We start from the raw sequence: 14667 nt of genomic DNA, 5'->3' as shown, positions 1-14667 counted from the left end.
GACTCAGTCATCCCTGTGAGCGTGGCACACACCGCGTGACCAGACAGCCCGGGCTTGTCCGGGGCGTATTGGGACACACCTATGGAACAAACGACAACGGACCATGACACTGGTGGCATCGGCAGGCGAAAACTGCTCTCCGCCGTCGGCGGCTCAGCCGTCGCCGCAGCGCTCGCTGGCTGCTCAACGCTGCTGAGCGACGGCGAGGCGGCAGACCAGGGCGGGCAGTCCGGCGGTGAGATTTCCGACGAACCGATACAGGCCGGACTGTTGACCTTCACGCGGGGCGCACCGGGCGTACTCGGAATTCAGGCCCAGCGTGGGGCCGAACTCGCCGTCCAGCGCATCAACGAAGCGGGCGGTATCGGTGGGCAACGAGAGATCGAACTGGATGTCGTCAACGAGGGGTCGAATCCGCTCGACAGCTATAATCAGTTCATAGAGGAGGGGAAAGAGGTGACGTTCGGCCCGATTTCCAGCGGGACCCACAGCCAGATCGCCCCCGAGGTTGAGAAAAACGAAATCATCAACGTCAGCACCGACGGGACGGTGACGACGCTCTACGAGGAAACCGTCCCCGACCCGACCTACTCCTTCCGCTTCCAGAACTACGACATTATGGAAGTGGTGACGATGGCCCGAGAGGCCGTCGAGCGCATCGGCGCGGACAACATCTCGACTGTCGCCGGAGTCAACCCCGGCTATTCCTTCGGCGAGGACGAGATGCGGGTGTTCACGCAGGCCATCCAGAAACTCACGGACGCCGAAGTCGTCTACGAGGGGTTCCCGGAACTCGGAGCTAGCGACATGGCGAATCACATCACCTCGATCAACAACGAGGAGCCGGACGTGACCTTCTCCAGTCTGTGGGGCGGCGACGTGACGACGTTCGTTAGACAGGCGAACGCCAACGACATGTTCGAGAACACGACGGTGTTCGGCACGACGCTGTACAGCGCGGCCGGCGATGTGCCGGGCGATGCACTGGCTGGGACGGACATCTACTCCGGGTCGCGGAACTACTACTGGGGCCTGCCGGCACCCGGAAACTGGCAGCCCGGCCGCGAGCTGTTCGACGCCGCGAGACAGCAGGATGGCGTGACAGTTCCGACGGCACACTACATGAGCGGGTACGGGGCGGTCACCGCCTGGGCGACGGCCGTCGAAAAGGCCATCGACCTGCTGGGTACATACCCAACTCAGGAGCAGATCGCGCAGGTTCTGGAGGGACACGGCTTCTTCACCCCGGCCGGCTACCACAACATCGCCGAGGACCATCAGGGCGCGTCGAACTCCTTTGCCGGGCAGATGGTGTACGACGACGACCTCGGCGCGGCCAGACTTGAGGACGTGAACACTTACGCCGCCACCGAGACAGCACCACCGCCGGGCGTCACCGGGAGCGACTGGCTGGATAGCTGGAGCGCCTGATACCGAGCCATGGCCGTAACACCCACAGCTGCGCTCGTCCAGACGCTCAACGGCATCCAATTCGGGTTCATCCTGTTCATGATCGCCTCTGGACTGACTGTCATCCTGGGCATTCTGGACGTCCTGAACCTCGCTCACGGGGAACTGTTCTCGCTGGGCGCGTACACCGCCATCGGCGTGTTCGGGTTCATCATTGGCGTCATCGGCCCACCAGGGGGCGGCGTCGTCGGTACCGCCGTGTTCATACTCGCGGTTCTTGCGGCCGTGCTGGTGACGGCAGCCATCCTCCTTCCCGTGGGAACGCTCTTTGAAGCGGTGTTCCTGCGCCAGATTTACGACCGCGACCAGGTGTACCAGCTGGTGCTGACCTTCGCCCTCTTGCTCATCCTCCTCGACGTGAAGAAGTTCATCTGGGGGACAGTTCGATCCGGACCGACGCCGTCTACAGCGCCATCAACGCGATTCCGACGAGCGAACTCGTCGGGCTGAACTACCCGACCTACAACGTGTTTGTCATCCTCGTCGGGTCGGTCGTCGTCGTGGGCCTGTTCTGGTTCTTCGAGCGCACGAAGACCGGCCGAATCATCCGCGCGACGGCCATCGACCGCGAGATGGCGACTGCGATCGGCGTCAGCACTGACCGCGTGTTCACACTCGTGTTCGCGCTGGGCGCGTTCCTCGCCGGGTTCGCCGGTGCGGTGGCAGTGCCGCCGACATCGGCGACCCTGGAGATGGGCACCAATCCACTGGTGCTGTCCTTCGTCGTCATCGTCATCGGCGGCCTCGGCAGCCTCCGCGGGGCGTTCGTCGGCGCACTCCTGGTCGGCATTATCCGGAGCTGGATGATTACACTCTACCCGCCGGGCGAGATCGCGGCCCCGTTCGCCATCATGGCGCTCATCCTGCTGGTCAAGCCCGAAGGGCTGTTCGGAACATGGGGTGAGACAGCGTGATGCCGGAGCGCGTCGACCGCGACGGAACGCCGGCGTATCGCTTCCTCGGAGTCGAAGTAACGCGACGGGAAGCAGCCTTCCTTGTCCTCGGAGTCGTGTTTCTGTTCGTCATCCCCGACATCGCGAGCCTTTCGGACAGCCTCCAGCTCAGCGTCATCCACCAGGGCCTGCTGTTTGGCTTCGCGGCGGTCGGGCTGAACCTCCTGCTTCGCCACACGAAGCTCACGTCGTTCGGCCACGCGGCCTTTTTCGGTACCGGCGCGTACGCGACCGCCATGCTGGCACGCTACGCCGGCGTCCAGAGCGTCGGCCTGTTGTTGCTCGGGGCCATCGCCGCCGCGACGGTGATGGCGGCCATCATTGGGGTGCTGTCGCTACGACACACCGGGCTGTACTTCGCCCTCCTGACGCTGGCCTTCGGTCAACTTCTGTACGCCATCGCACTCGGCCAGAGCGCCCTCGGCGGGAGCGACGGGCTCCCGATTCGGCCGGGGCCGGCGAACCAGCCGCTCCTGTTCGGGACCGCGTTCAGTCCCGACGTGTATCAGGTCCTGACGTACTACCTGACGGTAGTCGTCATCCTCATCGGCCTGTTCGTGATGTACCGCATCACGCAGTCGCCGTTCCGCAACGCCCTGGACGCCATCGGGCAGGAGCGGACCCGGGCGCGGTTTATCGGCCTGCCGGTCCGGCGGTACGTCTGGGCCGCGTTCGTCATCTCGGGCATCTACGGCGGCGTCGCGGGCGGGCTGTACGCCGTCGTCCGCCAGTACGTCCGCCCTGAGGGGACGCTGTTCTTCCTCCGTTCGGGCGACATCCTGTTCATGGCGATTCTGGGCGGGTTCCGGACGCTGGTCGGCCCGCTCATCGGCGGTGTCGTCCTCGTCTTCCTGCAGGACGTTGGTCAGGACGTGACCCAGTACTACGAGTTCCTGACCGGCATGGTGCTCCTGATACTCGTGTACGGCTTCCCGCGGGGCATCGTCGGGTCGCTCCGGTCCGGCGGCATCGTCAACACGCGGCTCAGTGAACTGCGCCGGGAACCGTCCGTCCTGTCGACGTGGAGCCGGAGTGCCGTGCAGTCGATTGAACGGAAGGTGGCCGAGTCGCTGACTAGCCTGCGGATAATCCTCTTCGGAGTCGACTGATATGCTCGAAGCACGCAATCTTCGGAAGTCCTTCGGTGAACTGGTCGCAACTGACGACATCACGCTCGAATTCGGTAAGGACGAGGGCGAACTCGTCTTCATCGTCGGTCCGAACGGGGCCGGGAAGACGACGTTCGTCAACCTCCTTACCGGCTTTCTCTCACCGGACGAGGGGTCCATCGTCCTCGACGGCGACGATATCACCGGCATGTCGGCAAACGGTCGTGTCGACGCCGGCATCGCCCGGAGCTTTCAGGTCGTCAAGGTGTTCGAGGAGATGACGGTCCGAGAGAACCTCCGGACGGTCGTGTTGACCGAGCAGGGCAAGACCTGGAGCCTGTTCTCGATGGCCGACGGTCACGAGGAGGTCGAGGCACAGGTCGAGGAATTAGTCGAGAAATTCCGGCTCGGAGATGCCGCCGACACCCTTGCCGAGGAACTGCCTCACGGTGACCGAAAACTGCTCGACGTGGCGATGTCCTTCGGCCTCGACCCGGACTACCTCCTGCTCGACGAACCGACCTCCGGGGTGTCGACCCGGGAAAAGGAGTACGTCATCGAGACGATTGTTGAGGTCGGCCGGGCCGAGGGCGTCACGACAGTCACCATTGAACACGACATGGACATCGTCACGGAGTACGCCGACCGCGTCGTCGCCCTGCATCAGGGTGCAGTACACGGGATCGGCCCGCCGACGATGCTCGAAACCGACGACGAACTTCGACGGCTCCTTCTGGGGGTGGGCGAGGATGAGTAACGACGCGCTGCTGTCCGTTCGCGGCCTCAATGCCGCCGTCGAGGGGTTTCAGGTGACAGAGGACGTCGACCTTGAGGTGAACGCTGGAGAGGCGGTCGGCCTCGTGGGCCGGAACGGGGCTGGCAAGACGAGTACCTTCCGCGGCATCATGGGCCTGACACCGGTCTGGAGCGGCTCAGTCCGGTTCCGCGGCGAGGAGCTGACCAGCATCCGTTCGGAGCTGATTCCCAAGCGGGGCATCGGCTACCAGCCCGAAGATCGGAAGCTGTTCACCGGAATGACCGTCGACGAGAACTTCCGACTCCCGATCTGGACCAGCGGGCCGGCTCGCGGTATCGATGACGAGGACGCGGTCATCGAGAGCGTCTACGACGTACTGACCGAACTCGATGACCGCCGGGACGCGAAGGTCCAGAACCTCAGTGGCGGCCAGGCAAAGATGGTCGCCATCGGGCGGGCGCTCGCACTCCAGCCTGATTTGCTCATCCTCGATGAACCGCTGGAGGGATTAGCTCCAGTCGTCGTCGAAAACCTCAAGCGCCATATCCGGGCCATCAACGACCGCGGGATTGCGGTTCTCGTCGCTGAATCGAACGTCACGCACGTCCCTGAGGTCGTTGACCGCCTCTACGTCATCGAGCGCGGGGATATCGTCGCCAGCGGTGATCCGGAGGAGCTGGCAGCGGACGAAGACATCCAGAAGCTGATGCAGGGTAGCGGGGCGGAGTAGAAGCACACACAGCCCTACCGCCGCTCTCACTCGGTCACATCGTTCATCGCTGTCGTGACGCGATCGAGTATCTTCCGCTGACTGCGCCGAAGGTTCTTCGAAATGGCCATCTTCGACACGTCGAACTCCTCGGCAAGCGATGACAAAGTTGCGTCGCGCGGCGTGTCGAAATAACCGCCTTCGACGGCCTTCTCCAGCGTGTCTCGTTCCACCTCCGAGAGTTCCCGACAGCCGTCGACCAGCCGCTTCGCCGAGTTGATGTTCTGTAGCAGGTCGTAGTAGTCCTCCAGGTCGACCGATTCCCGGGACCGGATCGTGTAGTCGTTGTCCCGTTCTAGTTCCGACAGGGTTCCCTCCGCGACGCGTTCAGTATCGAAGCCGACGTGCCAGATTTCCGATCCGTCTCGGATTCGGAACGGTCCGGTAATGTAGCCGCTGTGGTCGCGGATGACGCTCATCGCGTTCGTCTCGTCAATGCGTGAACGGATGAGCGCCAAGTCGCCCTTCCGGCGGAGAAGCTGATAGGACTCCATGTGGTCGTGTGTCTCCAGTGCGTTCAGCCCGCGATCTAATTCCTCACGATCTGCGCCGTTGACCATGATCCGCGTCTCCAGCTCCCGCTCGACAGGGTGGAAATCCCACTGCTTGGCCAGAAACGACACCTCGTAGTCCCGTGTTGTGTCGATGTACGGACAGTCGTACTGGACCATGTCCATCTCGAGCGATATCATGAACAATCAATCATGTGGAACTGTCTTAGTGATTGCCTCTCCGCTGGGTCGTCTCCCGTCTCAATCACGCCGCAAACCCTTTTGACTGAGGCAGTTAACTTTGTGGTATGTACGTCCGGGATGCGAAAAACCGCGAGGAAGTCTGGTTGCTCGACCGTATTGAAGAGATGGGGCTGGACGAGACGGCTTTTAGATCCCGGGACTACGTCGTCGCTATCGACGAGGAAAGTCACGAGAAGGCGGGCTTCGGCCGCATCCGTATCCACAAGAGCGACGAGGAGTCTGTCTGTGAACTGACCAGTATCGGCGTCCTGCCCGAATGGCGCAATCAGGGCGTCGGCGCACACGTCATCGAGCGACTGGTCGAATACGCTGGTGACGAGGGGTTTGACACCGTCTACTCGCTGACGAACGCCTCGGAGTTCCTCGCGAAGTTTGGCTTCGAGCGCATCGAACCGGCGCAACTCCCCGACTCGCTCCGGGACCGGCTCGCGACCAAACAGGAGAACATCCAGCCAGACGCGGTGCCCCTTCGGGTGGCTGTCGACCGCTTCGAGGTGCCCGGCCACCTCCGCAATCAGTTCAAGCAGGCCAGCGCCGGCGAGTCCGAGGAACCCGAGCCAGAAGAGGGTCCTGAAGACTTTGGCATTGATCCCGACGAAGCGACCTACAAGTACGACACGGGCGACTGATCATCCGACGACGACGGACTGATTATCTGACGTCGACGACTTCGATATCGAACACGAGCGTCTTGCCGGCCAGTTCGTGGTTAAAGTCGACCTCAACGACGTCGTCTCGGACAGCAGTTACGTCCCCATGAAGTCCGTTTTCAGCCTCGACGTGGGTTCCGACTTCCGGCTCTTTTCCCACCATGCCCTCGAACGTTTCGGGGTCGTATTCGCGGATTCGGTCAGTCTGGAACTCGCCGTAGGCTTTGGCTGGGGGCACCGTGACAGTGGCCTCCTCGCCCGCGGCCATGCCGACGAGCGCCTCGTCGATTCCCTCAATGATCTCTCCTGCACCGACAGTAAAGGAAAGCGGTGCGTACTCGCTCGCATCGACGCCCTGTGCCTCGATCAGTCCGTGCTCCCTTGCTACTTCGGGACGTGACGTATCGAAGGTGGTCCCGTCCTCAAAGCGACCGACGTACTCGATGGTAACGCCGTCACCCGGTTCGATTGGCATACGTCCTCGGTAGAATGCGACGATATAAACCCACCTCGGAACAGCACGCCGTGGATTACCACAGGCTTCGTATTACAAATCGTGAAGGATTTAAGAACCCTTAAGCCTCCGCCGTCCGACAATCCGTCCATGTTTGACCCCGACGAGCTGGAGGAGATACGGGAGTCGAAGGCTCAGTGGGAGGAAGACGACGTCCAGCCCACCGTCGACCGATTTGGCGAACGCAAGGAGACGTTCACCACGGATACCGAAGGACACGAGGTAGACCGCCTGTACACCCCGGAAGATATCTCCGATCTCGACTACGAGGAGGATCTGGGGTTCCCCGGTCAGGAACCGTATACCCGCGGCGTGTATCCGACCGGCTATCGGGGCCGACTCTGGACGATGCGCCAGTACGCCGGGATGGGGACCGCGACGGAGACCAACGAGCGGTTCAATTACCTGCTCGACCAGGGCCAGACCGGGCTGTCGATGGCGTTTGACCTCCCCACGCAGATGGGGTATGACTCCGACCACGCGATGGCCGCCGGCGAAGTCGGGAAAACCGGCGTCGCCATCGACTCGCTTGATGACATGGAGACCGTCTTCGACGGCATCCCGCTGGACGAGGTTTCGACGAGCATGACCATCAACGCCCCCGCATCGGTGTTGCTGGCGATGTACATCGCTGTCGGCGACAAGCAGGGCGTCGACCGCGAGGAACTCCGCGGGACCATCCAGAACGACGTACTCAAGGAGTATATCGCCCGGAACACGTTCATCTACCCGCCGGAGCCCTCGATGCGGCTCATCACCGACATTTTCGAGTTTTGTGCCGCTGAGACGCCGAAATTCAACACCATCTCTATCTCGGGGTATCACATCCGCGAGGCCGGCTCGACGGCCGCCCAGGAGATCGCGTTCACCCTCGGTGACGGTATCGAGTACGTTGAGGCCGCTATCGAGGCCGGGCTGGATGTGGACGAGTTCGCCCCGCAGCTATCCTTTTTCTTTGCCTCCTACAACAATATCTTCGAGGAGGTGGCGAAGTTCCGGGCCGCACGTCGCCTCTGGGCGAAAATTATGGACGAGCGTTTCGACGCCCAGAACCCCAAATCCAAGCAACTGAAGTTCCACACCCAGACCGCTGGCTCGACACTGACCGCCCAGCAGATCGAGAACAACGTCGTCCGTGTGTCCTACCAGGCGCTGGCGGCCGTTCTGGGCGGAACCCAGAGCCTCCACACCAACGGCAAGGACGAAGCCATCGGCCTGCCGACCGAGCAGTCTGTCCGGACGGCACTGCGGACCCAGCAGATCCTCGCCCACGAGTCCGGTGCGGCGGACACCATCGACCCGCTGGCCGGGAGCTACTACGTCGAGTCGCTGACCGACGAGCTCGAAGCGGAGGCCCGCGAACTCATCGAGGAGGTCGACGAACGCGGCGGGATGCGCCGCTCCATCGAGGAGCAATGGGTCCAGCGCCAGATTCAGGACGTAGCCTTCGAACGCCAGCGTGAACAGGAGGCGGGCGAGCGCATCATCGTCGGCGTCAACGAGTATCAGGTCGAAGAAGAGGGTGAGCAGGATATCGAAGAGGTCGACGAGGCCGTCGAACAGGCCCAGCAGGACAACGTCGCCACAGTTCGGGAGGAACGCGACGAGGCGGCCGTCGAAGCGAAACTCGACGCGCTCCGACAGGCCGCAGAAGGTGACGAGAACGTCATGCCCTATATCATCGACGCCGTGAAGGTGTACGCCACGACCGGCGAGGTGTGTGACGTACTCCGGGACGTGTTCGGCGAGTACCAGCCCGGGTCGTCGATGTAAGGTCGGTTGAAACGCGGACCACAGCCTGTTTTCCAGTTGCCCATGCTCCCAGAATTATAATCCATCCCGGTGTACGGTCGTCCATGCAATTCGACCACGCCGGCATTGCGACGGACGACGCCGACCCGCTCGCGGAACTGTTCGCCGACGCCTTCGAAACACCGGTCGTCCATGAGGAGACGTTCGACGGTCTGCAGGTGACGTTTCTGGAGATGGGCAACGGTTACTTCGAACTGCTAGAACCGCTGCCGGATGCCGACGGCGCGATTCCTAGATACCTCGACAGCAGCGGGCCGGGCATCCATCACGTGGCTCTAGAGACAGACGACATCGCCACCGCGCTAGAGACAGTCAGCGACTGTGGTATCGATCTCATCGACGAGGAGCCACGGCCGGGCGCGTGGGGCCACGACGTGGCGTTTCTCCATCCGAAGACGACCGGTGGGGTGCTCGTTGAGTTAGTCGAGCACTAACCAAGAGCCCGTCCCGGTCCCGGACTCACTCGTCGTCGAGGAAGGCCGCAAACCGTTCTTCGGCACCGGGAGTTAGCCGCTCGGGCGGCTCCGCGAACCACGCCGCGCCGACGAGTTCCGATTCGTCCACATCGAGACTTCCCTTCTTGTACTCACCTTCGAGGTAGATGTCCAGCGTGTGCACTGACCCTTGCGCGTCGGTGGCTGGATAGTACTTCGAGTGAACGACCTCGGCGACCCCGGTGACTGTACAGCGGATGCCGGTCTGTTCGTTGACACGGCGCACAGCGGTCCCCTGGACCGACTCGTATTCGTCTCCTTTGCCGCCACCCGGCAGCGCCCACATATCAGCGCCGCGACCCAGCACCAGCAGCACTCGGTCACGGGTGTCGCCAGCGGCTTGGTCGGGTATCTGGTCGCTTAGCTCCGGGAAATCGGAGCCGTCACGGGTGACGAACACGACGCTGTTCCCGGAGTAGCCCGTCCCGCGTGTCGCAGTGAACACGTCAGCGTATTCGTCGGGCGATAGCTCGAAGGTTTCCTCGATGACCGGTACCTCGTCGTAGGCCGCTTCCAGACTCGAAATACGCTCGTCGACATTCGTCTGGTTGATCTTCTCCGTGAGGTTCGCATCTCCCGCCCCAGTCTCAGGGCCGTCAGCGTCGTCAGTCATACGAGGTTGTACTCCGGGTCACCGATAAGTGCCGTGGTCCAGCCGATGAAAAAGAACTTGTATTCTGGTTGTCTGCTTCCGGACATGAAAGCGATTGTCCTTGCAGGCGGGTACGCCACCCGGCTCTGGCCTGTCACCAAGCACCGGCCCAAGATGCTGCTCCCTGTCGGTGAAACGACTGTCATCGACCGGATTCTCGGCGAGCTGGAGGAGGACGATCGCATCACGGACGTGTTTGTCAGTACGAACCAGCGCTTTGCCGACGACTTCCGGGACCATATCGCCGCGAGTCGCTTCGAGAAAGCGTCCCTGACCGTCGAGGAAACTGCCGAGGAAGACGAGAAGTTCGGCGTCGTCGGTGCGCTCGCCCAGCTAGTCGACCGAGAAGGACTCGGCGACGAGGACCTGCTCGTCATCGCCGGCGACAATCTCATCAGCTTCGACATCGCCGAGTTCATCGACTATTTCGAACAGTACGACGACCCCACGCTCGCCGCCTACGATGTCGGGTCCTTGGAAAAGGCCAGCTCCTACGGCCTCATCGAACTCGACGGCGAGGAGGTCACTGATTTCCAGGAGAAGCCCGACGACCCCAACAGCACACTCGTCTCGATTGCCTGCTATGCGTTCCCGGCCGATGCGATCCGCTTCGACGAGTACCTCGAAGACGGAAACAACCCCGACGAACCCGGCTGGTTCATCCAGTGGCTCGTCGATGACGGGCCGGTCCGTGCGTTCACGTTTGACGACGCCTGGTACGACATCGGGACGCCCGAAAGCTATCTGGAAGCCGTCGCGTGGGAACTCGACGGGGACAACGTCGTCGCGGAGGACGCCACCATCGAGAACACCACGCTTGGCGAGAACGTCCACGTCCTCTCGGGAGCCGAGGTCGTCAACTCTAGTCTTGACGGCACCATCGTGTTCCCGGACACGACTATTCTCGATTCGGATATCCGCCAGTCGATTATCGACCGGGATACACAGGTCGAGCGTCTAGACCTCGCCGGCGCACTCATCGGCGCGCACACGCAGTTGACCGACGGAAATTAGCCCCACCCAGCCGTTCTGTCTTTCCTGATTACGCCAACCACGCGTCTTCGATCTGCACTGACCCGCGACTGCCGTCCCACTGCGTCTCGTACTCAAATTCGATCCGGCGGTCCATGTGCGGGCCGTCAGTGACGAGCGTTTCGAACTCGCCGCCTTCCCCGAGGATGTGGACGCCGTACTCCTCGTTGAGTGCCTCCAGTTCATCGAGCGCGTCGGCGTCAAGCGTGCGACCCAGCCAGGACTCATCGAGACCGTAGGCGGCCACGCGGATAATCTGTATCTCGAAGCCGGCGTCCAGCATCGCGTCGGCGAGGTCACGGGGGTTCTCCTGCCACAGCGGCGCGAATACGTTGGCTTCGAGGCGGTCGGCCATCGATTCGATGCGGGTCGTCTGATACTCGCTTTCGACGGCCCCGGCAGTGACGCCGGTGATACCGCCTTCCAGCTCGTCGTCGAGTTCGCGCAGTGCTGCTTCCAGCGGTTCGAGTTCGGCATCGCCCTGCTCGCCCGAATCAGGCACGTCGTCGGCTCCAAAGTCATCAGGTTCGACTTCGACCAGTTGGATGCCGATGCTCTCGGCAGCTAAGCGGGCTAACCGGGTCGCCGGAACGTGGTACATGTAGGAGTCGCCTTCCGGGTGGACCGTCACTAGGCGCTCGACGGGGTGGCCCCGTTCCAGTGCCCGGTACAGCGCCCACGAGGAGTCTTTACCGCCGGAAAACAACGAAACCCACGCGCCGTCTGTCATGGCTGCTGGTAGCTGTCGGCGGCGTAAATCGCTGTCTATTCCACCAGTTCGTCTTCGATATCGGTGTGGCTGACGTAGGTCGCCACCCGGACGCCAACGAGGCTGATGAGGATGCCTACAAGGATGAACAGCGCGAGGCGGGTCCCTGCATCCAGCGAGAACCCCTGAATCTGTACGATGCCGAGGTTCGTCTCCGGCACCTGAAACGGCTCGAACACGCCACCGCGTTCGAGGAAGTACGCAGAAAAGCCGCGAACGACGAGCCCGACAGCGACCGCACCGAACGGGAGGTTCACGTACGCGCTCCGAACCCCCTCTTGCTGGATGAGTTCGTCCAGCAGGCGGCCAAGCGAAGCGGCCAACGCCGCGCCGGTCAGCCACGGCACGGACGCGAAGGCAAAGCGGTTTGCAAGCAGGAAGGGACTGATATCACCGACCGCAGAAACGCCCAGCACACCGGCGAAAACTCCGACGAGCGAGAGGCCGGCGGCGACGACGTAGGTCACGAGCGACACCTGTCCCGAGTACAGCGCTTCCCGGGTCTGGCTGGGAAGTTGCGAGAGGTACGCGTCGATACCCAGTCCCTTGTAGATGAGGAACACGCCGATGGCGGCCGCGATAGCGCCGACGGCGATGGTCGGGCTGGTGACGACGAGCAACAGCGGGAACGCGAGCATGATGATGCCGACGGGGACCAGCACCGTCTTGCGCAGTTCCTCGTCGGCCAGGAACTGCTTGAGCAGGTAGTACGTCGATTCAATATCGCGGGCCTGGCGGACGACAACGCGGTCGACGGCATCGACCCGAACGCGGCTCTCGATGATGGGGACCAGCCGCTCGTCGTCGGCGCTGTCGACGACGACGACCGCGGAGCCCGGGTCGTGCTCGGCGACCAGACTGTCGATCTGGCTGGCGATCTCCCGATCCGAGCCGACGCTGTCGCTCCCGCCGCCGACGACGGCGAGGACCGGCTCGGACCCCTCAGCATCGAGTTCATCCGCGACTGCGAGTCCTTCGAGGAGGCAGTTGACCCGACTATCTTCCGGGTCAACGACCCCCGTCTGTGTGATGAGTGACTCGACGGCGTCGCGGCCGACAACGGGACACGCGGCTGTGGCCGGACTGTCCCTGTCGATACACACCACCAGCGTGGTCACACTACGGCGAAGGCGGTCCCCGGATAAAAACCTCCCGAGCTATCGCCGGAAGGAGAGGCCCTCGATATCGCCGTCAGCGACGCCGGCGATACCCGCTCCCAGCGCGAACGCGACCTGCTGTGCGCCCCCGCGGAGCTTGCCCGTCAATCCGCGCTCGGGCTCGTATTCATTGATCGTCACGTCCTCACCCAGCCGTTGCTCCAGACTCGCCTCAACGTCGTCACGCGTCCCGAGACGGTCGACGAGCCCACGTTCTTCTGCCTCGTCGCCGAGGAAGATTCGCGCTTCGGTGTCTTTGAGCGTCTCGGCGTCCATCTCGCGGCCTTCGGCCACGGTGTCGATGAACTGGTCGTAGTAGTCGTCGACGATGCCCTGCAGGTACTCGCGCTCGTCTTCGGACATTTCCTTCAGCGGGACGCCGGCGTCCTTGTACTCACCGGCGGTGAACTGCTCGTAGGAGAGGCCCAGGCGGTCGGCCAGTTCCTTGGCGTTGACCCGTGAGCCGACGACGCCGATTGAGCCGACGATAGAGCCCTCACGCGCCCACAGTTCGTCGCAGCCGGCGGCGATATCGTAGCCGCCGCTGGCACAGACGTCCGTCGCGTAGGCGATGGTCGGCCCGTCGAACTGCTCGGCGGCGATTCGGATGTCCTCGCTGGGGACGATTTCGCCACCCGGGGTGTTCAGCTTCAGAAGCAGTGCCTCCGAGCCCCGGTCGGAATCAGCGCGTTCGATCTGTTCGACGATATTGTGGGCCGACGCACCGACTGGCGGACTGGTGATGCCACCACCGCCGTCACGACTGATCGGCCCTTCGACGGCGACTTCCGCGACGTTGTGTGCCGGGAGGAGAGAGCCGGCGATGTTGCTGCCGATACGGGCGGTCGCGACGGCGACAGCGATGACCAGCAGGACGCCAAGTAACTGGGCAAGATTGTCGGGCGTCCTGACAAACAGCACCCACCCCAAGATCGTCCCGATACCGACGATAGCTATGACCAGTAACCCGCGAACGATGTCGTCTGCGCCCGCCATTACTGATACATCCCAAGCGGCCGTGCGCTCGTGCTCTCCTCTTGATTCTCCTGCAGCTGCTGTGCGAGTTGCGCCTTGGCTCGACCGATTTCCTCGGCCTGCTCGACCAGAGCCTCGGTGTCGATCTCGAAGTCAGTGAGCGGACTGATACCCGTCTGCAGGAGCGCCCGCGCCGCTTCCGGGTCGGGGAACTGCTGGTCGGCTTCGACGATAAGTCCGACGCTCGTCAGCCCGGTTCGCTGCGATTCATGGACTAGTGCGCCGGTCGGCCCAGTGATTGCGCCGTTCTCCGAGGGCGGATTTACGTCCGCCTCCGCAAGCATTGCCGCCCCGTCGCCCGTCGAGATGCCGTACACGTCTGGAACCCCGTCTTTCTCAGCAGGACGGCCGCTGAGGTAGACCGGCGTCGCATCGCTGGACTCGAACCAGCTGACCATACAGCCGGCGAACTCCGTCGCACCGGATGGGGAAATCGGTGCGTCGCTCTGGAGGACGAGCAGGTCGCGATCCTCGTCCGCGTACAGCCGGACCGGCGGGCGAACCTCTGGGTCGTCCGTTCCGTACACGGCGATTTCTGGCAACCCTTCGCAGTGGGCCGACGCGTAGTACTCCATGTCATAGACATCAACAAGATGGTCAGCGGCTATCTTGCCGACGAGTCCGACCCCTGGGAGTCCCTCGATCAGTGTGGGTGAGTCGAGGGAAATGTCGTCGCGGTGGACCTGTATGTGTGCCATACCTCAGATATCGTCCGCCGACGGCTTGAAAGCCATGGGCC

The 14667-nt window shown here is 62.8% G+C and carries 15 protein-coding genes and 1 pseudogene; 9 read left to right on the top strand and 7 right to left on the bottom strand.

Annotated features, from left to right (window positions below):
* Nucleotides 1-81: 81 nt before the first annotated feature.
* The 5 genes and pseudogenes from ACODNH_RS16970 to ACODNH_RS16950 all read left to right on the top strand — a co-directional run bounded on the left by ACODNH_RS16970 (nt 82) and on the right by ACODNH_RS16950 (nt 5019).
* The gene (locus ACODNH_RS16970) at nt 82-1431 is read left to right on the top strand and encodes an ABC transporter substrate-binding protein (protein WP_306706284.1); all 1350 of its coding nucleotides are present in this window, start codon (nt 82-84) and stop codon (nt 1429-1431) included.
* Nucleotides 1432-1440: 9 nt separating this feature from the next.
* Nucleotides 1441-2384, top strand: a pseudogene (locus ACODNH_RS16965) (branched-chain amino acid ABC transporter permease).
* Complete coding sequence (locus ACODNH_RS16960; protein ID WP_434530627.1) at nt 2384-3532, top strand: branched-chain amino acid ABC transporter permease; 1149 nt, start codon at nt 2384-2386, stop codon at nt 3530-3532. The pseudogene ACODNH_RS16965 and the gene ACODNH_RS16960 overlap by 1 nt, the downstream one beginning before the upstream one ends.
* A gap of 1 nt (nt 3533) precedes the next feature.
* The gene (locus ACODNH_RS16955; RefSeq protein ID WP_434530626.1) at nt 3534-4289 is read left to right on the top strand and encodes an ABC transporter ATP-binding protein; all 756 of its coding nucleotides are present in this window, start codon (nt 3534-3536) and stop codon (nt 4287-4289) included.
* A complete protein-coding gene (locus ACODNH_RS16950; RefSeq protein WP_434530625.1) occupies nt 4282-5019 on the top strand; it encodes a branched-chain amino acid ABC transporter ATP-binding protein in 738 nt (245 codons plus the stop codon). The genes ACODNH_RS16955 and ACODNH_RS16950 overlap by 8 nt, the downstream gene beginning before the upstream one ends.
* 26 nt (nt 5020-5045) lie before the next feature.
* On the opposite strand, the gene ACODNH_RS16945 is transcribed toward ACODNH_RS16950, so the two are convergent.
* Nucleotides 5046-5750 carry a helix-turn-helix domain-containing protein gene (locus ACODNH_RS16945; protein ID WP_306706273.1) on the bottom strand — a complete coding sequence of 235 codons (705 nt, stop codon included), beginning with the start codon at nt 5748-5750 and terminating at the stop codon, nt 5046-5048.
* A 107-nt stretch (nt 5751-5857) separates the two neighbouring features.
* Here ACODNH_RS16945 and ACODNH_RS16940 point away from each other — a divergent pair, with 107 nt between their 5' ends.
* Nucleotides 5858-6442, top strand: coding sequence for a GNAT family N-acetyltransferase (locus ACODNH_RS16940; RefSeq protein ID WP_434530624.1), 585 nt, complete (start codon nt 5858-5860; stop codon nt 6440-6442).
* A gap of 22 nt (nt 6443-6464) precedes the next feature.
* On the opposite strand, the gene ACODNH_RS16935 is transcribed toward ACODNH_RS16940, so the two are convergent.
* On the bottom strand, nt 6465-6938 hold the full coding sequence (locus tag ACODNH_RS16935; RefSeq protein ID WP_434530623.1) for an FKBP-type peptidyl-prolyl cis-trans isomerase: 474 nt from the start codon (nt 6936-6938) through the stop codon (nt 6465-6467).
* A gap of 129 nt (nt 6939-7067) precedes the next feature.
* Between ACODNH_RS16935 and ACODNH_RS16930 the strand changes: the two genes are divergently transcribed.
* Nucleotides 7068-8750 (top strand): acyl-CoA mutase large subunit family protein, encoded by a 1683-nt coding sequence (locus ACODNH_RS16930; RefSeq protein WP_434530622.1) that lies wholly within the window; start codon nt 7068-7070, stop codon nt 8748-8750.
* 83 nt (nt 8751-8833) lie between these two features.
* Nucleotides 8834-9223 carry a methylmalonyl-CoA epimerase gene (gene mce / locus ACODNH_RS16925; protein WP_434530621.1) on the top strand — a complete coding sequence of 130 codons (390 nt, stop codon included), beginning with the start codon at nt 8834-8836 and terminating at the stop codon, nt 9221-9223.
* A gap of 25 nt (nt 9224-9248) precedes the next feature.
* Here the strand turns inward: mce and ACODNH_RS16920 are convergent, their stop codons facing one another.
* On the bottom strand, nt 9249-9896 hold the full coding sequence (locus tag ACODNH_RS16920) for an NUDIX hydrolase (RefSeq protein WP_434530620.1): 648 nt from the start codon (nt 9894-9896) through the stop codon (nt 9249-9251).
* An 84-nt stretch (nt 9897-9980) separates the two neighbouring features.
* Between ACODNH_RS16920 and ACODNH_RS16915 the strand changes: the two genes are divergently transcribed.
* Nucleotides 9981-10949 carry a sugar phosphate nucleotidyltransferase gene (locus tag ACODNH_RS16915; RefSeq protein WP_434530619.1) on the top strand — a complete coding sequence of 323 codons (969 nt, stop codon included), beginning with the start codon at nt 9981-9983 and terminating at the stop codon, nt 10947-10949.
* Nucleotides 10950-10977: 28 nt separating this feature from the next.
* Here the strand turns inward: ACODNH_RS16915 and ACODNH_RS16910 are convergent, their stop codons facing one another.
* From ACODNH_RS16910 to ACODNH_RS16895, 4 genes are read right to left on the bottom strand one after another with little or no spacing between them, the layout of a single operon-like run.
* Entirely contained in the window at nt 10978-11697 is a 720-nt protein-coding gene (locus ACODNH_RS16910) for a diphthine--ammonia ligase (RefSeq protein ID WP_434530618.1), read from the bottom strand.
* Nucleotides 11698-11732: 35 nt separating this feature from the next.
* Nucleotides 11733-12854, bottom strand: a complete 1122-nt coding sequence (locus ACODNH_RS16905; RefSeq protein WP_434530617.1) for a DUF373 family protein — start codon at nt 12852-12854, stop codon at nt 11733-11735.
* Between the two features lie 39 nt (nt 12855-12893).
* Nucleotides 12894-13889: a signal peptide peptidase SppA gene (gene sppA, locus ACODNH_RS16900; protein WP_306706252.1), complete on the bottom strand. Its 996-nt coding sequence runs from the start codon at nt 13887-13889 to the stop codon at nt 12894-12896.
* The gene (locus tag ACODNH_RS16895) at nt 13889-14626 is read right to left on the bottom strand and encodes a proteasome assembly chaperone family protein (protein WP_306706250.1); all 738 of its coding nucleotides are present in this window, start codon (nt 14624-14626) and stop codon (nt 13889-13891) included. Before ACODNH_RS16895 ends, sppA begins: the two co-directional genes overlap by 1 nt.
* Nucleotides 14627-14667: the final 41 nt, after the last annotated feature.

Source organism: Haloarcula sp. NS06, assembly GCF_051122755.1.
Lineage (GTDB): Archaea > Halobacteriota > Halobacteria > Halobacteriales > Haloarculaceae > Haloarcula.
Note: the sequence above shows the minus strand (reverse complement) of the source record. Positions and strands in the feature narration are given on the sequence as shown.